Source organism: Mycolicibacterium hippocampi (assembly GCF_010723735.1).
In the GTDB taxonomy this organism is placed as follows: domain Bacteria; phylum Actinomycetota; class Actinomycetes; order Mycobacteriales; family Mycobacteriaceae; genus Mycobacterium; species Mycobacterium hippocampi.
Window position 1 is genome coordinate 4,677,589 of the sequence record NZ_BLLB01000002.1, and the last position, 20,210, is coordinate 4,697,798.

The window sequence follows — 20,210 nt, forward strand, 5'->3', positions numbered from 1 at the left end:
GGTCACATCCGAAATACGCCGTAGGAAACCGGTTCGAGCGCCGCTTGCCCGACGACCGAAAGTGCCAGCCCGACAACGGTTCTGGTGTCAGCGGGGTCGATGACCCCGTCATCCCACAGGCGTGCGGTCGAGTAGTAGGGATTGCCCTGATCTTCGTACTGTGCTCGGATCGGCGCCTTGAACGCTTCTTCTTCTTCCGCGGTCATCTCGCCGCGCACCGTGGCCAGCACCGACGCTGCCTGCTCGCCGCCCATCACCGAGATCCGGGCATTGGGCCACATCCACAGGAAGCGTGGCGAATACGCGCGGCCGCACATCGAGTAGTTTCCCGCGCCGTAGGAGCCACCGATCACCACGGTCAGCTTGGGAACCCGCGCACAGGCCACGGCCGTGACCATCTTGGCGCCGTGCTTGGCGATGCCACCGGCCTCGTAGTCGCGGCCGACCATGAACCCGGAGATGTTCTGCAGGAACAGCAGTGGGGTGACGCGCTTGTCGCACAATTCGATGAAATGCGCGCCCTTGACCGCAGACTCGCCGAACAACACACCGTTGTTGGCGACGATGCCGACCGGATGACCGTGGATGCGCGCGAATCCGGTCACCAGGGTGGCGCCGTACTCTGACTTGAATTCTGCGAACTCGCCGCCGTCGACGATGCGATTGATGACCTCGTGCACGTCGTAGGGCACCCGCGAGTCGACGGGGACGACGTCGTAGAGCTCGGCTTGCTCGGCGACCGGATCGACTGTCGGCGCCACTTTCCAAGGCGGTTCCGTCGGCGGCGCCAGGGTACCCACGATGCGGCGCACGGTCCGCAGCGCGTCGCGATCGTCGTGGGCGAGGTGATCGGTCACGCCGGAGACCTTCGTGTGCAGATCCCCCCCACCGAGTTCCTCGGCGGTGACGACCTCGCCGGTTGCCGCTTTCACCAGTGGGGGCCCACCCAGGAAGATGGTGCCCTGGTTCCGGACGATGACGGCCTCGTCACTCATCGCCGGGACATAGGCGCCGCCGGCGGTACAGGAGCCGAGCACCGCCGCGATCTGCGCGATCCCGTTGGCGCTCATGGTCGCCTGGTTGTAGAAGATGCGCCCGAAGTGTTCACGGTCGGGGAAGACCTCGTCCTGGCGGGGCAGGAATGCGCCGCCGGAGTCCACAAGGTAGAGGCACGGCAGATGATTCTGGGCCGCGATCTCCTGTGCCCGAAGGTGTTTCTTGACGGTGATCGGGTAGTACGTACCGCCCTTCACTGTCGCGTCGTTGGCGACGATCATGCACTCGCGGCCCGAGACGCGGCCGATCCCGGCGATCATCCCCGCTCCCGGGCACTCGTCGTCGTACATGCCGTCTGCCGCGAGCGCGGCCAACTCCAGGAAGGGGCTGCCCGGGTCGAGCAGGCCGTCGACACGGTCCCGCGGCAGCAACTTACCCCGGCTGACGTGACGTTCCCGGGACCGCTCCGGGCCGCCGAGAGCAGCCCGCGCCAGCTTGGTTCGAAGCTGCTCGACCAGCGCCACATGATCGTCACGATGTGATGCCCGCGCTGCCATCGCTGATTCCGCCTTGCTTGAGTTAATCGGGACTAACTGATGGTATGTTAATCATCATTAACTCTCGGTGTCCACCATCGGTATAGGAGGCGGCGGCATGAGCACGCACCACCCGCCGCCGCTCCCCCCGGTCGCCTCACGGCGCAGCAAGGCCAAATCCGACCGCCGCGGTCAACTGCTCTCCGCCGCAGAGCGGCTGATGGCCGAACACGGCTACCTCGCTGTGCGTCTCGAGGACATCGGCGCGGCGGCGGGTGTCAGTGGGCCTGCGATCTACCGGCACTTCCCGAACAAAGAGGCGCTGCTGGTGGAGCTGTTGGTGGGGGTGAGCACTCGATTGCTGGCCGGTGCGACAGATGTGGTGGGCCGCTCCGGCGACCCCCATTCCGCGCTCGAGGGGTTGGTCGACTTCCACCTGGAGTTCGCGCTCGGCGAGTCCGACCTGATCCGGATCCAGGACCGCGATCTCGGCAACCTGCCGGCTGCGGCGAAGCGACAGGTGCGACGCAAGCAGCGGCAGTACGTCGAGGTCTGGGTGGATGTGTTGCGTCGGCGCCAACCCGGGTTGACCGAAGCCGACGCGCGGCTGGCGGCTCACGCGACGTTCGGACTGCTGAACTCCACGTCGCACAGCGTGAAGCCGGGGATCACGAAAACGGCCGAGGCGAGCACGAGGACCGTCCTGAGAACGATGACGGTCGCCGCGCTGACCTCGGCCGAACGATTGTCCGATTGATCTTGTTGAGTCAGTACCAGGCTTTCCTGCCGCCGACCGGGCGCCCGACGGATCCCAGGATCCAGAAGACGGCACCGATCACCAGGAGCACGACACCGATGTAGGTGAGGATTGCCATATTGAACAAAAGACCCAGGATGAGCAGGATCGCACCCAAGACGATCATGACCGCTCCTTTTCTGCCAGATGACCAGTCAATTGACTACTGACTGGGTTGGGGAATATTGCACTCCGTGACTTCTGGATTGACACCTGCGTAGTTCAGCGGCCCTGCGACCACGGTCAGCGCGATGGTTCCCGCTGTGGCGCAATTGGCTTCGCCACCGGTGAAATAGTCCCGCTGATAGGCGGCGAAAACGCCGATCAACAGCCAGACGAGCACTATGACGCCGAGTACTCCTCGCATGCCATGCCTCCTCCGTATACGCACCCATCTGGCGCGCAACAAAGACTTACCCTGCAGACAATTTCGTAAACCTCTATCGACAGGTCAGTTGGCGAATGCGTCGGTCAACCAACCGGTCATCGCCTTCAGCAGCACCGCACGGTTCTCACGTTTGTCGATCTCGTGGCCGTCGTCCTCGAAGAGCAGCAGCTCCGTGCGGCGCCCGAGCGCGCGCAGCGCCTGGCACATCTGCTCGGACTCACTGGGCGGCACGTTGGTGTCATTGAGGCCGTGCACCAACAGAAGTGGCGCGGTGATGGCTTCGGCCCGCGGCAGCGGCGAGAGTTGTTCCAACAGCTCACGATCGCTGATCGGATGGCCGTACTTGGGGTAGGCCGCCGCGGCGATCCACTGTTCGGTGTTGCGGTACCAGGTGTTCAGATCGCTCATCCCGCAGATGCTGATGCCCGCGGCGAACTCGTCGGGATGGAAGGCCAGCGCCGCCTGCGTCAGGTAACCACCGTAGGACCAACCGCAACAGGCGACCCGCCCCGGCGGGGCATGGCCGTTGTCGACGAGGAACCGCACTGCATCGGCGACGTCGTCGATGGCGGCGAAGCGCCGCTCGCGGTCGTCGGCGTGCATGAACGTCCGCCCGAATCCTCCCGAACCGCGGACGTTCGGAAGAAACACACAGATGCCAGCTTCCAACAGCGCAGGGAAGAATTCGTTGTAGCCGGGCCGGCCCTGGCCCTCCGGGCCGCCGTGTAGGAACAGCATGGCACCGATCGTCTCCACACCGACCGGCGGCTGGAACAGCCAGCCGGTGAACTGCAGTCCGTCGCGTGCGGTGACGGTCTCCAGGGTCGGGTCGGCGGACAGCGGGCCACTGCTGGGCTCACGGTCGACGAGCTCCCATTCGCGAGTTCGCGGGTCGACCAGCTCCACGGTCGGGGGCTTGGACGGGCCCTCCACCGTCATGGCCAGCATCGATCCACCCGCGCTGATGCTCAGTTCGCTGGCGACCATGCCGGGCAACGGGATCGGATCGTGCAGCGTGCGGTCGGCATACTCGAGGATCTGCAACTCGCTGGCGCCGTGGTTGTTCCACAGAATCGCCACCGTCGACAGATCATCGCTGACGGTGAACTCGTCCAGCACGTAGCCCGGCCGCTCGGCCAGCACCTGGTACGCGACGCCGTCCGCGGTCGTCGTCACCTCGAGCAGCCGGGCGTGCTCGGTACCGTTCTCGCTTCGCACCAGCGCACGCACGTAGCCGTCGGTGCCGTTGAGGCCGTACTCCTTCGCCGGGTGGTAGAGCTTGAGGGTTTCGCCTTCCGGGCCCGAGCGCAGCCTGCGCGGGCTGTGGTCGTCGAGAATGATGCCGGTGTCGGTGGTCGAACCGGGATCGTACGGCAGCAGTGCGATTTCGGTGAGCCCCCGCAACATGATCAGGTCGCGGTAGCCGCGTGGGCCGACACGCACCAGCGACGCGCCGGCCCAGGCGTCGACCAGCCGGCCGCCGGAGCGACGGTCGAGCACGGTGGTCGTTCCCTCTGACGGATCGATCAGACACGAGCTGCCCACACCGTCTTCGCCGGTCAGGATGGCCGCGACGAGCGTGCCGTCCCATCCGATCAACTCGGCGGTGCCCTCGGCCTCTGTCGGCCAATGGTCGATCCGGCGGGCATCACGGTCGTCGGGATCGGTTGTCACGACCCAGATCTGGCTGCGGGTGCCGCCCTCGGGGGCGACCTGGCAGGCCAGCCAGTATCCGTCGGCCGAATGCATCACCCGCGTGACGGGTCCCTCGATGGGCAGCTCGACGTCGCGCGATGAGCTCGCCCGCCAGCCGCGCAGGAAGCGCTGCACCGCGCGCGGGTATCCCCCGGCGTCGACGAGGTGGGCGAACGCCGTGGCGTCCGGCGACATCGACGCCCCGTAGAGTCTGCGAACCTGCTGTACCACGGCTCCTGATTCTGCATGGTCTGCGCCCGTGAGGGGGTGCGGGCCGGTGACCGGCGCCTTGAGCGGTTGCACAGGTACCCTGCAGCCATGAGGTGGGCATGAGCGACCGCGGACGTGAGGAGCAATCAGGCTTCAGCGGACGTGAGGAGCGATCGGGGTTCAGCGGACGTGAGGAGCGATCGGGGTTCAGCGGACGTGAGGAGCCGACCCAGCAGTTCGGTTACGGCCACCCCGGGTACACCGATCCGGCCTATGCGAGCCAGACGCCGTACGGGCCGTCCTACGCGGCGCCGCCGCCGCACCCGACCGAGCACCTACCTGCGTATTCGCCCTACGGCTACGACCCATCAGCTACCGGGCGGTACGGGCCGCCCTATCCGCCCGGTCCCGGAGATGAGCCGCCACCACCTGAAGGCCCGAAGTCGCCACGCTGGCTGTGGATCGTCGCCGGAGTCGCGGTCGTCATGGTGGTCGGCCTGGTCATCGCACTGGTGATCGTCAACAGCTCCCGGCAGGAGACCGTGGTGGCGCCGCTGCCGTCGCTGCCCGAACCGAGTTTCTCCACCCCCACGACGACGCCGCGAAGTCCGTCCACGACGACGCGGGCCCCCTCGACGCCGATACTGCCGCTGCCCAGCCTCCCGTCGCGGACCCCGTCCACCGACACCACCGTCCCCGGCGCGACGGACAGCGTCGTCTACACCGTCGGCGGTGACGGTCGGGCCATCAACATCACCTACGTCGACACCGGCGGCCTGCTTCAGACCGAGTTCAACGTGATGCTGCCGTGGAGCAAGGAGGTGTCGCTGCCCCAGCCCGCCGAGGGCTCGGCCAGCATCAGCATCATCAACGTCGGCCGCGAGGTGAGCTGCTCGATCTCGGTCAACGGTGTCGCGGTGGAGGAACGCACCGGCGCCGGTCTGACCATCTGCGCAACCAGCTAATCGCGAATACGCACGTGCGGCGCCCGAACAGCCAGCATCGCTGCCAGACCGAGTGCGAGCACCACGCACAGGCCGCCCATTCCCGCCCGGTCGGTGCCGAAGACGTCGATGAAAACAGAGAACAGCCACGGCGCAAGGAAAGACACCGCGCGGCCGGTGGTCGTGTAGAGCCCGAAGGCGACACCCTCGTTGCCTTCTGCGGACATCCGTAGCAACAGGGTCCGGGACGCCGACAGAATCGGACCGATGAACAGGCACAGCAGCAGGCCGCACACCCAGAAGGCCAGTGCTCCGGACAACGCCATCAGGGTCAGCGCGACGACGATCATCGTCGCAAGAGACAGCACGATCACCCGTTTGGCCCCGAACCAGTCGTCGGCGTGACCGCCGAGCACCGCCCCGATCGCGGCCACCACGGACGCCGCGATACCGAACAGCAGCACATCGGCGGCTGAGACCCCGTACACGTTGACCCCGAGTATCGCGCCGAACGCGAAGATGCCGGCCAGTCCGTCGCGGAATATCGCGCTGGCGCCCAGGAAGTAGACGAAGTTGTGGTCCCGACGCCACTCCCGCCGGATCTCGGCTGCCAGCCTGCGGTAGGCGCCGCGGACGCCGACGCGCGCGCTTCGCTCCACCGCGGTCGCCGGCGGCACCGAGATCAGCAGCGGCAGGGCGAACAAGGCGAACCACGCTGCGGTCAGCAACATCGCCGCCCGCACGTTCTGGCCGTCGTCGACGGGAAGGCTCAGTAGCCCCCGGGTGTCACCGCTTCCGGAGATGAACCCGAGATACACCACCAGCAGCGCCAGCACGCTGCCGAAATAGCCGAGCCCGAGACCCAGCCCGGATATCCGGCCGGAGTTCCCCGGGGTGGTGAGCTCCCGCAGCATCGCGTTGTACGGCACCGTGGCGAGTTCACTGCACGCCGCGGTGCACGCCAGCAGGATCAGACCCGGCCACAGGTAGCGGTGATCGTCCCGGATGAGGCTCATCGTCGCGGTCAGCAGGACGACCATTCCGGTCAGCGCGGCGAGGACCCGCCGCCGGCGCGCCGGGGCGTCCACCCATACGCCCGTGACAGGTGCCAACAAAGCCACCACAAGGCCGGAAAGCCCGAGCGCCCGGCCGAGCCAGCTGGCCGGGCTGGTGTCCCCGGGCAGGTCGTCACCGACGGTTCCGGTCAGGTAGACCGAAAACACGAACGTCACGGCGATCGCGTTGACGGCGGTGGCGCCGAAGTCCCACAACGCCCACGCCAACACGCGCGATCGTGCCGTGGCGATAGCCGACGTCCGGACCGGAGGCGGCAGCTCGCTCATGAACGCCCACGATATAGTCCGGCGCATGGCAGTACCCGCTCCCAGCACCGACGCCCGTGCTGTCGTCACCGGTGCGTCGCAGAACATCGGCGAGGCGCTGGCCGTCGAGCTCGCCGCTCGCGGCCATCACCTGATCATCACCGCCAGGCGGGAGGACGTGCTCGCCGCGCTGGCGAGTCGGCTGCGCGAGCAGTACGGGGTGACGGTCGAGGTGCGCGCCGTCGACCTCGCCGATCCGGCCGGACGCGACGCGTTGTGTGAGGAACTCGCCGGTCGCAACATCTCGATCCTGTGCGCAAACGCCGGCACCGCGACGTTCGGAGCCGTGGCCGACCTGGACCCAGCCGAGGAACGGAAACAGGTGCAGCTCAACGTCCTCGGCGTTCACGATCTGGTGCTTGCGGTGCTGCCCGGCATGGTGGCACGGAAGGGAGGTGGCATCCTGATCTCCGGTTCAGCCGCCGGCAACTCCCCGATTCCGAACAACGCGACCTACGCCGCGACCAAGGCGTTCGTGAACACTTTCAGCGAATCCCTACGCGGAGAGCTGAAGTCAGCGGGCGTGCACGTCACCGTGCTGGCCCCCGGACCGGTGCGTACCGACCTGCCCGACCCCGACGAGCAGTCGCTGGTGGAGCGCCTGATCCCGGACTTCCTGTGGATCTCCACCGAGTACACCGCCAAGCTGTCGCTGGATGGCCTGGAACGCAACAAGATGCGGGTGGTCCCGGGCGTCACGTCCAAGGCGATGTCGGCGGCCAGCGGTTACGCCCCGCGTTCAGTCGTCGCGCCCATCGTCGGCGCGGTCTACAAGAAACTCGGCGGCGACTGAACCCCGTTGCGCCGGAACTGTATTCCAGCAGCGGATTTGCGAGTCGAGGCCTGCTGGAATGCAGTTCCGGCGCAGGGGTCGGCGCGGTTTACCGACGGCGGCGTCGGCGGCCGGTGCCGAAGATGCTGCGGGTGATCTCACGCCCGATCACCGTTCCTGCGGAGCGCATCGCGCTCTTGAACGCCGGGCTGTCCATCACCTGCTCCAGGAAGCCCGGTTCCGGCGGCAGACCCGGCGCCGGCATCGGCGGTACCTCGACAGCCGGTGGTACCTCGACAGCCGGTGGTACCTCGACAGCCGGTGGTACCTCGACAGCCGGCGGTACCTCGACAGCCGGCGGCACCTCGACGGGCGGTGGTACCTCGACGGGCGGTGGCGCCAGCCTGGCGGCCAACCGCTCGTAGGCCGAATCTCGATCGACGGATCGTCCGTACTCGGCCTGCAGTGGGCTTGCGGCCGCAGCCGCAGTGATCGCGTCCGGGCCGATGGTGTCCATCAGCGAGCGCGGCGCGCGCATCCGGGTCCAAGCCACCGGCGTCGGTGCTCCCTTTTCGGAGAGCACTGTGACAATGGCCTCACCGATACCCAGTGAGGTCAGTGCCGACTCCAGGTCGTACACGTCGGTCTTCGGATAGGTTCGCACCGTTTTCGACAGGGCCTTCTGGTCGTCGGGGGTGAACGCGCGCAGCGCATGCTGGATGCGGGCGCCCAGCTGGCTCAGCACGGCGTTGGGCACGTCGTTCGGTAGCTGGGTGCAGAAGAAGACGCCGACGCCCTTGGAGCGGATCAGTTTGACCGTCTGCTCCACCTGCTGCAGGAAGGCTTTGGAAGCGTCGGTGAACAGCAGATGGGCCTCGTCGAAGAAGAACACCAGCTTCGGTTTGTCGAGGTCACCCACCTCGGGCAGCGTGGTGAACAGATCGGCGAGCACCCACATCAGGAACGTGGAGAACATCACCGGCCGGGCGGCCTGGGTGCCGAGTTCGAGCAGGGTGATGATCCCCCGCCCCGAGGCGTCGACCCGCATCAGGTCAGCGGGCTCGAGCTCGGGTTCGCCGAAGAACGTGTCGGCACCTTCGGCCTCGAGGTTGACCAAGGCGCGCAGGATCACCCCCGCGGTGGTGGTCGAGACCGCACCCAGCGCCTTGAGCTGCGGCTTGCCCTCGTCGCTGGTCAGGTACTGGATCACCGACCGCAGATCCTTGAGGTCGAGCAGCGGCAAGCCCTGCTGGTCTGCCCAGTGAAAGATCAGGCCAAGCGTGGATTCCTGAGTCTGGTTGAGCCCCAACACCTTCGACAACAGGATCGGCCCGAAGCTGGTGACGGTCGCGCGGACGGGCACTCCGATCCCGGCCGTGCCCAGTGACAGGAACTCCACCGGGTACGCGGTGGGCGTCCAGGTGTCGCCGATATCGACAGAACGCTGGGTGATCTTGTCGTCGCCTTGCCCTGGGCGCGAGAGCCCGGACAGATCACCCTTCACGTCGGCCATCAGCACCGGCACGCCTGCTCCGGAAAGCTGCTCGGCCAGCACCTGCAGCGACTTCGTTTTCCCGGTGCCGGTGGCGCCGGCGACCAGGCCGTGCCGGTTGACCGTCGCCAGCGGGATTCGCACCTGCGCTACCGGATCACAGACCCCGTCGACAAGCACCGCGCCCAGTTCCAGCGCGGCACCTTCAGAGCTGTAACCTGCGGCGATCTGCCGTGCGGGGGACGCTGCGGACTCCGTGGCCATGCGGGGAACCCTACTTGGGCAGCCGCCAGTAGGTGGGTGTGGGAAGCCGCCCGAGGTCGTGGGGCTTACTGTTGAGCGCTGTGCGAGACGAACTGGTGTGGATCGACTGCGAAATGACCGGCCTGGACCTCAAGTCCGACCTACTCGTCGAGATCGCGGTCCTTGTGACCGATTCCGAACTCAACATCCTCGGCGACGGCCTCGACGTGGTGATCCACGCCGGAGACGAGGCACTGTCGTCGATGGTCGACGTGGTGGCACAGATGCACACGAAGTCCGGTCTGATCGAAGAGGTGCGGGCGTCGACCACCGACGTGGCCACCGCGGAGTCGATGGTGCTGGACTACATCCGAACCCACGTGTCCCAGGCCAAGACCGCGCCGCTGGCCGGCAATTCGATCGCCACGGACCGCGGGTTCATCGCCAGGGACATGCCCAAGCTCGACGATTACCTTCACTACCGGATGATCGACGTCAGCTCGATCAAGGAGTTGTGCCGCCGGTGGTATCCGCGGATCTACTTCGGTCAGCCGGAGAAGGGCCTCGCGCACCGCGCGCTGGCCGACATCCACGAATCCATCCGTGAGTTGCGTTACTACCGGCAGACGGCATTCGTGACCCCGCCTGGCCCGTCGACCAGCGATATCGCCGCGATAGCGGCCGAACTCGGTCCACCGACGCGCGACGACAGCGCTACCAATTCGGCTACGGAGGGTTCCACCGGCTAGTATCGACGACGCCGCGTGAGCGGCAATGGTGGCTGTAGTTCAGTTGGTAGAGCACCAGGTTGTGATCCTGGCTGTCGCGGGTTCGAGTCCCGTCAGCCACCCGCTCTCAGAGGCGCCGTCTACTCCGGTAGGCGGCGCTTCTGCGTCGGCGCCGGAAGAGTCTCGTTCCCGACGCCCACGCCGTCAGATCACGTGAAGCGAGGACAGGCCGCCCGCACCCGTCCCGGTGACGGGTGCGCCGTCGCTACTGCCCGTCAGATGTTGGCGTTGCCGGCTTCCCACTGCTCCCAGGGGACGTTCCAGTCGCCAAGACCGTCGGTGCCGGGCAGCGTCGATCCCACGGTGTTGATGATCTCGACCACGTCACCGCGCTTGGAGTTGTTGTAGAACCACTGGCCGTTGCTGGTACTCACGTTGATGCAGCCGTGGCTGACATTGCTGTATCCCTGGCTGCCCACCGACCACGGCGCGGCGTGAATGTAGATCCCGCTGTAGGAGATCTGGGTGGCCCAGTCGACCTCGGTGCGGTATCCGTTGGGCGAGTTGACCGGCACACCGTAGGTCGACGAGTCCATCACCATCTCCGCACGGCGGTCGCCGACGATGTAGACGCCGTTGTTGGTGGGGGTGCTGTTCTTGCCCATCGACACCGGCATGCTCTTGATGACCTCGCCGTTGCGGCGGACTGTCAGCGTCTTCGTGCTGTCGTCGACGGTCGTGATGACCGCATCACCGACGGTGAAGCGGGTGGACACGTTGTCCTGACCGAACAGACCGTCCCCCAGGTCCACGCCGTAGGTGTTGACCGCGACGTCCACGGTCGTACCGGGCTTCCAGTATTCCGCTGGGCGCCAACGGACTTCGCGGTTACTCAGCCAGTAGAAGGCGCCATCGACGGGCGGGGTGGTCTTGACGGTGATCGCGCGCTCCGCGGCGACCCGGTTCGGGATGTTCTCGTCGAAGCGGATGGCCACTGGCTGACCGACGCCGACGACCTCACCCTCGTTGGGGAGCACGTAGGGCATGGTGAGGTTCTCGGGCGAGTGCGTCTCGAACGTCATCTGCCGGCTGGTGGCACCGCCCAGGCCGAGCGACTGCGCGGTCAACGTGTAGCGCTTGTTGTATCCGAGCGGCTCGGCGGTTTCCCAGGTCAGGCCGTCCTTGGAGAGCTGACCGTCGACAGCCTCACCGTCTTCGTTGACCATCGACACAGCACCCAGCACACCGAATTCAGCGCTGACCTCGACAGGCGAATCGACGCTCACCCCGACGGCGCCGTCCTCGACCGAGGACGTCAGCTTCGGGACCAGCAGGTCACCGAAGGGTGTGCCCTTGTCGGTGATCACCTCGGGCTGCGCCGGTTCGGAACTCCCGCCGCATGCTGTCAAGGCAAACGCAATCGCGGGAACGATCGCGGCGGCCACCAACCGGGTCCGATTCCGTCGCAGACGGGCCACCGTGCTGACCTGCCACATACTTCGTTCCACCTCACATACAGGACTGTTCAACCGACAGCGAACAGTCTACGGCCAGATCCGACAAGGAGCACGATCGTGAGGAGGCTCCGGCCCCCACGGGGACGTTGTGATTTCTCCGTCTGCCGCCAGCCTGTTATTGTCTCTCACGCGCGCCGTTAGCTCAGTTGGTAGAGCAGCTGACTCTTAATCAGCGGGTCCGGGGTTCGAAACCCTGACGGCGCACTTCAGCCCTTGATGCCTCTGCACTGCAATCGAGACAAGTACCCCGCTCAGGCGGGTTTCTTGTCGTTCCTCGCGACGCCACGGCCCGTGCCCGCCGTTTGGCCACGCCGACAGCGGGTACCGCTCATCTAGGTGGTCGCGATCATCTGAGCGAGTCCTGAAATAGGGTTCCACGCCGAAACAGTCCGGCACTCTCGCGGCCGATCGATTCGGAAGGAGCGGCGCCATGCCCATGACCAAGAAGAGCGGCAAGCCGAAGAAGAAGGAACTGCCCAGCACGCTACGCAAGTCCGGTAAGAAGGCTCAGCGCACGTTCGCCAAGGCTCACGATGCAGCGGCCGAGGAGTACGGCGACCGTGAGCGCGCCCACCGCGTCGCCTACAGCACGTTGAAGCGCAAGTTCGAGAAGGTGGGCGACCACTGGGAGAGGAAGGACAAGAAGGGTCCGTCGGACGAGCGCGCCCGTAGCGGTGGCCCGAATCCCAAGGGCAAGACTGCCGAGGGAGTCAACGCGAATGCCACCAAGAAGCACCTCACCGAGGTCGCCCGCAAGCTCGACATCCCGCGTCGCTCGACGATGAACAAGGACGAGCTGGTCTCCGCGATCAAGAAGGCCAACCGCCGCGAAACCGCTCGCAACCGCTGAGCTGACCGCCCCCGGCTGCTTACGCCAGCCTGATTACGCCGCGACCAGGTCCTCCGCGGCTCCGGCCAGCTCCTCCACTGTCGCGCCGGCAACGGTCGGCAGCGCGATCTCGATGTCGCCGACGTTGATGAAGCCCCACTGGGTGAAGTTCTCGTACGGGGTGGCCGAACCGACCACCTGCAACGTCAGAGTGTCACCCGGTGACATGGTATAAGCGATCTGCTCGAGGTCGACGGTCACCGTGTGGGTACGTCCGTCGAGCGTCACCGGCACCGGCGTGACGAGATTGCCCAGGACGAGGCCAGTTGTCTCGTTGACCAACTGGGCGTAGATGTGTCGGCTGGTCCCGAGTCCCGAGTAGCTGAAGCTCAGGACCGGCGCTCCGACGATCTCGGTGGTGGTCTCCGGTCCCGGGATCTCGACGTCGAGCGCCAACCAGGCTTCCGAGGCCACCGCCGGCGACAACAGCAACGGTGTCGGCGACTGAGTCTGCGGCCCGGAACCGCCGAGCAGCGGGATGAGGGGCAGGAAACCCCCGGATCCCGTGGTGACGAGCGGCTCGCCGTAGAACGCCGGATCGGTCGGCAGCAGATCCGACGAGTGGTAGTCGCCGTTCTGATCGAACCACTCGAACCGCGGACCTGTCGGGACCAACTCGTCTCCGTTCACGTACTTGTCCAGCCAGGCCATCGTGGAGTCGATGAGCAGCGGTGTCTGCAACGGATTCTCCGGGTCCAGGCAGATCCCGTGCCCGCCGCAGGCCCAGATCATGCTCACCGGAGTGCCGGCTTCGTCCAGCAGCAGCGCGTTGGTGACGGACTGCGCAAGGGTGAAAAGTCCGTCGGCCGTGCCCTGGATCAGCAGCGTCGGGGCCGTGATGCTGCTCACCAGAACGGTGGGGCCGCTGCTCGCCAAGATGGCCTGCTGGCTCTCGGTCAGGAACCCCAGCAGATCACCGAGGATGAGTGCGGGGTAGATCTGCGAATTGATCCGGGCACCGGCCTCGAGGAGATCCAACCCGAGCAGCGTGCCCCAGCCGGACTTGAATGCCGCGGTCGGGTAGAGAGCTTCGATCAGCGAGTTCCACGCGATGACCGGGACGATCGCCTCGATGCGGTCGTCGATGCCCGCCGACACCAGCTGGATGCCGCCGCCGTACGAGCCGCCGACCATGCCCATCGTCGGATCCCCCGGCGCGTCCAGTTCGGTCTCCGGCCGCGTGGCGACCCAGTCGATGATGGCCTGCACGTCGCGACCTTCGAAGAACGGATTGTCCAGCTGCAGCACCCCACCGGACGCGAACTCGCCGCGGGGATCCCAGGTGACGACGTTGTAGCCGGCGTCACGTAGCGGCACCAGGCCCGGGACGAGGTCGAAGACGATGGTCTCGGAGGTGGGGTCGATGTTGCCCGCGCTGCCCAGCCCCGGCCCGTTGAGCACGGTCGTGGCGGTCTCGCCTGCCCCGAGTCCGCTCGCGGGGAAGAAGTTGGTGCTGATCTGCACACCGTCGAATGAGGTCACCATCGTGGTGAACGCCACCGGTGCCCCTTCAGGCACCAGCGCACCGACGTTGACGTCGATCGGCGCGAACACCCGGTAGCCGATGAACGGCTGCAGGATGGCCCCCAGGATGGGCACCTGCTGCAGGCCCAGCACGATGGGCTCGACGAAGTCGCCGAGGATCGGCACCTGCTCCAGCAGCGCCACGAGCGCAGTCTTCTGGCTGACCATCACGGTGAACTGCTCGATGCCGCGCGAGTCCACCACCGACAGATCAGGCAGGAAGGAGAACGTGCCGTCGGTGTTGAGCGTGACCTTTCCGCCCTGATCCGGGTCGTCGATGAGGGTGTAGATCAGCGGACGGTCGCGGGAGTCCGTGGCGCCGACGTCGCCGTAGATGACGCCGTTGGTGAACTCGAACGTCGGGCTCACCGAGATCGGTCCGCTGGCGACGAGCTGGTCGCGGCGCGCCGCCGCGGCCATCGCCCATTCCAGCGGCGTACCCGTCGGAGGCACTGACGGCCCGTCCTCGGCAAAGGGGTTCAGCACACCGTTGACGATCTGGAAGACGGCGTTCACCGGAGCCGTCGGCTGCGACGTCGACTCCGTTGAGTCACCCGTCGTCGGCGGCACTGCCGTCGTCGTCAGCGTCGGCTGGGCGACCGGCGTCGTCTCAGCCGGCGCCCGGCCGGCGGTTGCCTTCGGGCTGGACAGCCACGCCTCGGCCTGTTCCGTGGCCGTGGTCTCAGCAACGTTCTGGGTGGCGGTCTCGGAGTTGTCGCGGGATCGCTTGCCGGAACCGGAGCCCGAGGACACCGGTTCGTGTTGCGCATCGAGGTCCGAGTCACCGGTCTCCGTCGAGTCCGCTTCGGGCTCCTCCGCCAGGTCGGGTTCGTCGGCTGCGTCGGCGTCTGCGTCATCGGCGTCTGCGTCATCAGCGGTGTCTGCCTCGGCGTCGGCGTCAGAGGCGTCGGAGGCTGCCGAGTCTCGGTCCGACCTCTTGCGCTCCGAGGTCGTTCCCGATGAACCGCCGGAGTCGTCAGCGCCCTGCGAGGACGTGTTCGATTCCGATCCCCCGGACGCGGGTTCGGCCGCCGCGACGCCGTGGCCGGTGAAGACCGCCGTCCCGACCCCGAAGGCCACCGCGAGTCCACCGACACGACCGATATACCTTGCAGCGCTCATGGTTCCCCCAGGGCAGACGAGCAACGCGGCAAACTATATCCCCGGCCATCTCCCCGGAACCGGCGAATAGCGGGATATGTAACAAACGGATTTCGACGCTGAAACCGGCTTAGACCTTCGTCGTCTCCCCGTAGTAAGCCAGGATCGCGTCCGAGACGTCGGTGGAGCGTGTCAGCACCGCGTACGAGCGGATGAAGGACTCACCGACACATCCGTCGATCTTGATCCGGAAGCCGTCGACCATGACCCACGGCTCGGCGCCGGTGAACTCCTTCTCGGCGACCGTGACGACGTTGATGATCCCCGGCTTGAGGCCGATGGTGATGGCACCACCCAGGTTCCCGGCAACGCCGGGGAGGATGGCATCCGGGAACGGCCCGATGACGTCGACCCCGAGGATGCCGATCGAGGGAGTGATCCCCGCAGTGCCCGTCAGCGCCACACCGTTCGACGTGCTCATGTCGATACCGCAGCCGATCTGATAGCCGACTTCGAGCATGCCGCGCGGGGGCTCGTCCTCGGCCGGACCTGTCATGGACGCGGTGTAGGTGCCGCCGACCTCGTACTCACGCGTCGACAGCGCGGTGGTCAACGGCGCGATGGGCCGTTGAGTTTCCTCCTCGGCCGCCAAGGTGAGAGTCCAGCCGTCCGGGCTCGTGGTCGTCACCGGTGGCGGGGACACCACCATGCCGGTCGGCGCCTCCGCCGCAGGTGCGCCTGCCACCGGGGACGACGCTTCCGCGGCGACCGGCTCGACCGCGGGTTCCGCCGCCGCCACCGGAGCGATGATCGTAGTTGCCAGCAGGAAGCCGACTGATAGAACGCCGACTGATAGAACACTGGGGCGAATCAGCACAACTCACCCCCTTCTCGGGCGTTATCAGGCCGTGACCGTAAAGGGAACTTACCGTGCCTAAATACCCGACTGACGCGCGGTGGCGCGGAGGGTTCCCGCCCCGGTCAGCGGGCGCCGGGTCCGGGCTGGCCCAGAAGTGGGTTCATCTGGCCGCCACCCGGCGCAGTGTGCTCGCGTTGATGCTGCTGGATCGCGTTCAGCAACGGATTGTCTTTCATCATCTGACGCCGGTCCTCATCGGAGAGCTCGTAGAACGTCCACATTCCCCAAGCTGCAGGCCGGATGTAGAGAGTGACCTTCTGCCGCTTGCGGGGGCCCTGCGGCAACATCGCCGGAATCGGTACCACCCTGTCCAGGGTCACCGCACTCACGAACTCCTGCGCGAGTTTGTCGACGTCGGTGCCATCCTGGAGTTCGTACACCGATGACTGGTGGCTGGGCAGCGCCGAACCCTGCAGGGCGAGATACCACGCCATGGTGCGTCTCCTTTGCTCGTCGCGGACAGCGCCAGCGTAGAGGACACCCTTCTCGGCGTCTTACGGGGTGCCCCGCGACGTGGAGACGGCGCCGGTACATCACGGCAAATTTCGCGGCCGCCTTTCATCCGCGACCTGGAACAACTCATGTGCATCGACGCTCGATGCTTCATTGATGTGCTGGATATCAGCTTTGATGCACATCGCCGACGGGCGAACAAACCCGTCGGCAGTAACGGCCTTAACCGACCGGCTACATACATGGCCGTTGCGCTGGGCAAAAGGGAGGCGGTGATGCTAGAGTCTGTTAGCTGGCACGGACGATCACTACGCCACACGCGGCCAGCGGGTGCGAAATGAGGAATTAGCTGATGTCAAGCTCTTGCGAACCGGTGGCCTCCGGCGCCGACGGCGAGGACACAGCTATCGCCGTAGCTGCGCAACGGCCTGTGGCGGTGTACTCGTGCAGCCGCCTCGGTCGCGTCGCCAACCCACCCGGATTCTCGCTCGCCACCTGGTTGCGTTCCGGTCGCCTGCGCTGACCCGTCCGCTCAGCGTTGCCGCAGCCGGCGCACAGTCAGCACGAGCACCAAGGCGCCCACCGCCGCCAGCGACATCGCAACCGGGGGCTGTTTGACGAACCGCACCACACCGGCCTTGAGGTCCTCGGCGACCCGGCTGGGGTTGGCCCGAGCGGCGAGCGAGTCGACCGTCGACGCCAACTGCTCGCGCGCCTCGTCGATCTCAGCCTTGATGGTGTCGGGATCCCGGTCCGCCACTTCTGCCTCCGCTGCCTCAACGCCATTCCACGTCGTCATCGACGACGATCTCTTGCATGCAGTCTCCGAACACCCTGCCTTGCCGAACTACCCTAGATCAGCCGGTGCGCACCGCAGCGCTCCGGTCGACCGATCGATCAGAGGAACACCGCGATGCCGCAGACCCAACGACTCGAAGTGGGCGACAAAGCCCCTGCTTTCAGCCTGCCCGACGCCGACGGCAACACCGTGAAGCTCTCGGACTACAAAGGCCGGAAGGTCGTCGTGTACTTCTACCCAGCCGCGTCGACGCCCGGTTGCACGAAACAGGCCTGCGGCTTCCGGGATAGCCTCGCCGATCTCAACGACGCCGGACTCGACGTCGTCGGCATCTCCCCGGACAAGCCGGAGAAGCTCGCCGAGTTCCGCGACGCCGAACATCTCACCTTCCCGCTGTTGTCCGACCCGAAACGGGAGGTTCTCGAGGCGTGGGGCGCGTACGGCGAGAAGAAGATGTACGGCAAGACCGTGCAGGGGGTGATCCGCTCGACTTTCGTGATCGACGAGAAAGGCACTGTCGCAGCGGCGCAGTACAACGTCAAGGCCTCGAGTACGGACACCAAGATCGCGCGCTTCATCTCGGAGTTCGGAGGATAGGCCAGCGCTCAGACCGCCTGGATTGCCGATCGCCGAGGTTGTCCGTACCCTCGACGATGTTGCGTCACGCAGCCAGGTCGGGCTGCTAGCGGGCCGTTCACATCCACCGCCCACTAGGTATCGCCGCCAGGCCGAGCCGACCACTTTCGTGCAGTCGCCAAATTCGAGAAGCGCGCCAACTCCGCCAAGGGATTGAGGGCATAGGGCGGCAAATCACCAATGGAAAACCAATGCGACGGCTGTAACAGCCCTGTCCTGATCGACGAAAAGCTCTGCCCGAGATGTGTTGTGCGGCAGCAGAAGCAACCAGCGCTGTTGACGAAGTTGCTGCTGTGGAGACGGTCCACGCTGGCCTACCCCCGCACAAGGTGAGGCGTGAATCGGCGAGGTGCGGCCTGAGCTACACCGAGCCGAGACCCTGCAGCAGCAGCGCCTCGGCTGTAGCCGCACGCTCGAGAACACCCAGATGCAGGCTCTCGTTGATGCTGTGCGCCTGCGTGTCCGGGTCTTCGACGCCGGTCACCAGAACCTTGGCCTCCGGGAACGCCTCCGCGAACGAGGCGATGAACGGAATCGATCCCCCGACACCGGTATCGACCGCGTCGCATCCCCATGCGTCCCGGAAAGCCTCGCGGGCCACGTCGTAGATGGGGCCGGCGGCATCGATCGCGTACGGCTCGCCGAGGTCACCGGGAGTGACGGTGACGCGGGCCCCCCACGGTGCGTGTGACTCGAGATGTCGGGTCAGCGCGGCGAGATGATCCGCAGCGGCGCCGCCAGGCGCAACCCGCATACTGACCTTGGCCCGGGCCCGTGGGATCAGAGTGTTGGACGCCTGCGCGATCGGGGTGGCATCGATGCCGATGACCGTGATCGCCGGCTTGGCCCACAACCGTTGCGCCACTGAACCTGAACCGAATTCGTGTACCCCGTCGAGCAGGCCGGTGTCTGCGCGGACCCGCTCGGGGGTGTAGTCGACGTCCGCTGCGGCGGCTTCGTGCAGACCCGCGACCGCGACGTTGCCGTCATCGTCGTGCAGGCTGGCGAGCATCCGCACCAGGACGCTGAGCGCGTCCGGCACCACTCCTCCCCACATCCCCGAATGAAGACCGTGATCAAGGGTGGCGACCTCGACCACACAGTCCGCCAAGCCGCGAAGCGACACGGTCAGGGAAGGCACGTCGGTGCTCCAGTTGTCCGAATCCGCGATGACGATGACGTCGGCGGCCAGCAAGTCGTGGTGTGCTGAGAGCAAGCGCGACAGCGACGGCGAACCCGACTCCTCCTCCCCCTCGACAAAAACCGTCACGCCGACCGGCGGCCGGCCACCGTGGGCCCGGAATGCAGCCAGATGCGTTGCGATGCCGGCCTTGTCGTCAGCAGTCCCGCGTCCGTAGAGCCGCCCGTTGCGTTCGGTCGGCTCGAACGGGGGCGACTGCCATTGCGAGGGGTCGCCTTCCGGTTGCACGTCATGGTGGGCGTACAGCAGCACCGTCGGCGCTCCGGCGGGGGCGGGGTGGCGGGCGATCACCGCCGGAGCCCCTCCCTCGGCGACGATCCGCACGTCACCGAAACCCGCCTCGGTCAACAGCTTCGACACCGCGTCGGCGCTGCGTTGCACCTCGGGGCGGCGGGCGGGATCGGCCCAGACGGATTCGATGCGCACCAGGTTCTCGAGGTCGGCCCGCACCGAGGGCAGCACGTCGCGGACGCGCTGGACGAGATCGCTCATGGTGTACACGCTAGTTGCTTTCGATCACCGCGACCGCGCGCTCAGGCACACAGTTTGCGGCGCGCCGCTGTGCAAACATGCGCGCTCGCGGTGCCGGGGGTCAGCGCTCCTCGAGCACCGCGACGGCGGCGGCGGTGTCGGCCTCGTGGGTCAGCGACAGATGGATCGTCACCTCTTTGAGGTGTTCGGCGATCGCCCCCGACAGCCGCACCCGAGGCCGCCCCCACATATCGGTGATGACCTCGATGTCACGGTGGATGCCCTCGGGCAGCACCGGCCTCTTGGAGAACCGCGACCCGGACCATGCCTTGATCACCGCCTCCTTGGCCGCCCAGCGCGCGGCCAGGTGGCGCGCCGCCGACGAACTCTTGTCGGCGGCGTCGCGGCGCTCACCCGGGGTGAACGTCTCGGCGAACACCGTGCCCGGCCGGTCCACCTGTTCGGCGAATTCGGGAATGGAGACCAGATCGATGCCAATCCCGACTATGCCCACGGCG

20 protein-coding genes and 2 tRNA genes are annotated in these 20,210 nt (G+C 66.5%); 9 read left to right on the forward strand and 13 right to left on the reverse strand.

Annotated features, from left to right (window positions below):
- Positions 1–2 precede the first annotated feature (2 nt).
- Positions 3–1,553: a carboxyl transferase domain-containing protein gene (locus tag G6N53_RS23445; RefSeq protein ID WP_163892869.1), complete on the reverse strand. Its 1,551-nt coding sequence runs from the start codon at positions 1,551–1,553 to the stop codon at positions 3–5.
- 97 nt (positions 1,554–1,650) lie between these two features.
- Between G6N53_RS23445 and G6N53_RS23450 the strand changes: the two genes are divergently transcribed.
- Positions 1,651–2,289: an SACE_7040 family transcriptional regulator gene (locus G6N53_RS23450; RefSeq protein ID WP_163892872.1), complete on the forward strand. Its 639-nt coding sequence runs from the start codon at positions 1,651–1,653 to the stop codon at positions 2,287–2,289.
- A gap of 10 nt (positions 2,290–2,299) precedes the next feature.
- On the opposite strand, the gene G6N53_RS29925 is transcribed toward G6N53_RS23450, so the two are convergent.
- From G6N53_RS29925 to G6N53_RS23460, 3 genes are all read right to left on the reverse strand, one after another.
- Positions 2,300–2,455: a DUF6131 family protein gene (locus tag G6N53_RS29925; RefSeq protein WP_159233730.1), complete on the reverse strand. Its 156-nt coding sequence runs from the start codon at positions 2,453–2,455 to the stop codon at positions 2,300–2,302.
- A 36-nt stretch (positions 2,456–2,491) separates the two neighbouring features.
- Complete coding sequence (locus tag G6N53_RS23455) at positions 2,492–2,695, reverse strand: hypothetical protein (protein WP_159233731.1); 204 nt, start codon at positions 2,693–2,695, stop codon at positions 2,492–2,494.
- A gap of 84 nt (positions 2,696–2,779) precedes the next feature.
- A complete protein-coding gene (locus tag G6N53_RS23460) occupies positions 2,780–4,606 on the reverse strand; it encodes an alpha/beta hydrolase family protein (protein ID WP_163896296.1) in 1,827 nt (608 codons plus the stop codon).
- 128 nt (positions 4,607–4,734) lie between these two features.
- On the opposite strand from G6N53_RS23460, the gene G6N53_RS23465 reads away from it, so the two are divergent.
- Entirely contained in the window at positions 4,735–5,586 is an 852-nt protein-coding gene (locus G6N53_RS23465) for an MmpS family transport accessory protein (protein WP_237166622.1), read from the forward strand.
- Here G6N53_RS23465 and G6N53_RS23470 read toward each other — a convergent pair.
- Positions 5,583–6,908, reverse strand: a complete 1,326-nt coding sequence (locus G6N53_RS23470; RefSeq protein WP_163892878.1) for an MFS transporter — start codon at positions 6,906–6,908, stop codon at positions 5,583–5,585. The two genes, G6N53_RS23465 and G6N53_RS23470, sit on opposite strands and share 4 nt — an antisense overlap.
- 25 nt (positions 6,909–6,933) lie before the next feature.
- On the opposite strand from G6N53_RS23470, the gene cmrA reads away from it, so the two are divergent.
- On the forward strand, positions 6,934–7,740 hold the full coding sequence (gene cmrA, locus G6N53_RS23475; protein WP_163892881.1) for a mycolate reductase: 807 nt from the start codon (positions 6,934–6,936) through the stop codon (positions 7,738–7,740).
- Positions 7,741–7,828: 88 nt separating this feature from the next.
- Here cmrA and G6N53_RS23480 read toward each other — a convergent pair whose 3' ends face one another.
- Complete coding sequence (locus G6N53_RS23480) at positions 7,829–9,475, reverse strand: helicase HerA-like domain-containing protein (protein WP_163892884.1); 1,647 nt, start codon at positions 9,473–9,475, stop codon at positions 7,829–7,831.
- A gap of 80 nt (positions 9,476–9,555) precedes the next feature.
- On the opposite strand from G6N53_RS23480, the gene orn reads away from it, so the two are divergent.
- Both orn and G6N53_RS23490 read left to right on the forward strand, forming a co-directional pair.
- Positions 9,556–10,203 (forward strand): oligoribonuclease, encoded by a 648-nt coding sequence (gene orn, locus G6N53_RS23485; RefSeq protein ID WP_163892887.1) that lies wholly within the window; start codon positions 9,556–9,558, stop codon positions 10,201–10,203.
- Positions 10,204–10,231: 28 nt separating this feature from the next.
- A tRNA-His gene (locus G6N53_RS23490) sits at positions 10,232–10,304 on the forward strand.
- A gap of 153 nt (positions 10,305–10,457) precedes the next feature.
- Here G6N53_RS23490 and G6N53_RS23495 read toward each other — a convergent pair.
- A complete protein-coding gene (locus tag G6N53_RS23495) occupies positions 10,458–11,678 on the reverse strand; it encodes a L,D-transpeptidase (RefSeq protein ID WP_163892890.1) in 1,221 nt (406 codons plus the stop codon).
- A gap of 152 nt (positions 11,679–11,830) precedes the next feature.
- On the opposite strand from G6N53_RS23495, the gene G6N53_RS23500 reads away from it, so the two are divergent.
- Together G6N53_RS23500 and G6N53_RS23505 are read left to right on the forward strand one after the other, a co-directional pair.
- Positions 11,831–11,903 (forward strand) — tRNA-Lys (locus G6N53_RS23500).
- A gap of 226 nt (positions 11,904–12,129) precedes the next feature.
- Positions 12,130–12,549: a ChaB family protein gene (locus G6N53_RS23505; RefSeq protein WP_163892893.1), complete on the forward strand. Its 420-nt coding sequence runs from the start codon at positions 12,130–12,132 to the stop codon at positions 12,547–12,549.
- 33 nt (positions 12,550–12,582) lie between these two features.
- Here G6N53_RS23505 and G6N53_RS23510 read toward each other — a convergent pair whose 3' ends face one another.
- From G6N53_RS23510 to G6N53_RS23520, 3 genes are all read right to left on the reverse strand, one after another.
- A complete protein-coding gene (locus tag G6N53_RS23510) occupies positions 12,583–15,234 on the reverse strand; it encodes a S15 peptidase family protein (RefSeq protein WP_163892896.1) in 2,652 nt (883 codons plus the stop codon).
- A 109-nt stretch (positions 15,235–15,343) separates the two neighbouring features.
- Positions 15,344–16,090 carry an MspA family porin gene (locus tag G6N53_RS23515; RefSeq protein WP_205390441.1) on the reverse strand — a complete coding sequence of 249 codons (747 nt, stop codon included), beginning with the start codon at positions 16,088–16,090 and terminating at the stop codon, positions 15,344–15,346.
- A 104-nt stretch (positions 16,091–16,194) separates the two neighbouring features.
- Positions 16,195–16,566, reverse strand: a complete 372-nt coding sequence (locus tag G6N53_RS23520; protein ID WP_163892899.1) for a hypothetical protein — start codon at positions 16,564–16,566, stop codon at positions 16,195–16,197.
- A gap of 371 nt (positions 16,567–16,937) precedes the next feature.
- Between G6N53_RS23520 and G6N53_RS29930 the strand changes: the two genes are divergently transcribed.
- Positions 16,938–17,108 (forward strand): hypothetical protein, encoded by a 171-nt coding sequence (locus tag G6N53_RS29930; protein WP_205390442.1) that lies wholly within the window; start codon positions 16,938–16,940, stop codon positions 17,106–17,108.
- Between the two features lie 9 nt (positions 17,109–17,117).
- Here G6N53_RS29930 and G6N53_RS23525 read toward each other — a convergent pair whose 3' ends face one another.
- Entirely contained in the window at positions 17,118–17,345 is a 228-nt protein-coding gene (locus G6N53_RS23525) for a DUF3618 domain-containing protein (RefSeq protein WP_163896300.1), read from the reverse strand.
- Positions 17,346–17,498: 153 nt separating this feature from the next.
- On the opposite strand from G6N53_RS23525, the gene bcp reads away from it, so the two are divergent.
- Positions 17,499–17,981 (forward strand): thioredoxin-dependent thiol peroxidase, encoded by a 483-nt coding sequence (gene bcp, locus G6N53_RS23530; RefSeq protein ID WP_163892902.1) that lies wholly within the window; start codon positions 17,499–17,501, stop codon positions 17,979–17,981.
- Positions 17,982–18,381: 400 nt separating this feature from the next.
- Here bcp and G6N53_RS23535 read toward each other — a convergent pair whose 3' ends face one another.
- Both G6N53_RS23535 and acpS read right to left on the reverse strand, forming a co-directional pair.
- Complete coding sequence (locus G6N53_RS23535) at positions 18,382–19,713, reverse strand: dipeptidase (protein ID WP_163892905.1); 1,332 nt, start codon at positions 19,711–19,713, stop codon at positions 18,382–18,384.
- A 100-nt stretch (positions 19,714–19,813) separates the two neighbouring features.
- Positions 19,814–20,206: a holo-ACP synthase AcpS gene (gene acpS, locus G6N53_RS23540; protein ID WP_205390443.1), complete on the reverse strand. Its 393-nt coding sequence runs from the start codon at positions 20,204–20,206 to the stop codon at positions 19,814–19,816.
- Positions 20,207–20,210 lie beyond the last annotated feature (4 nt).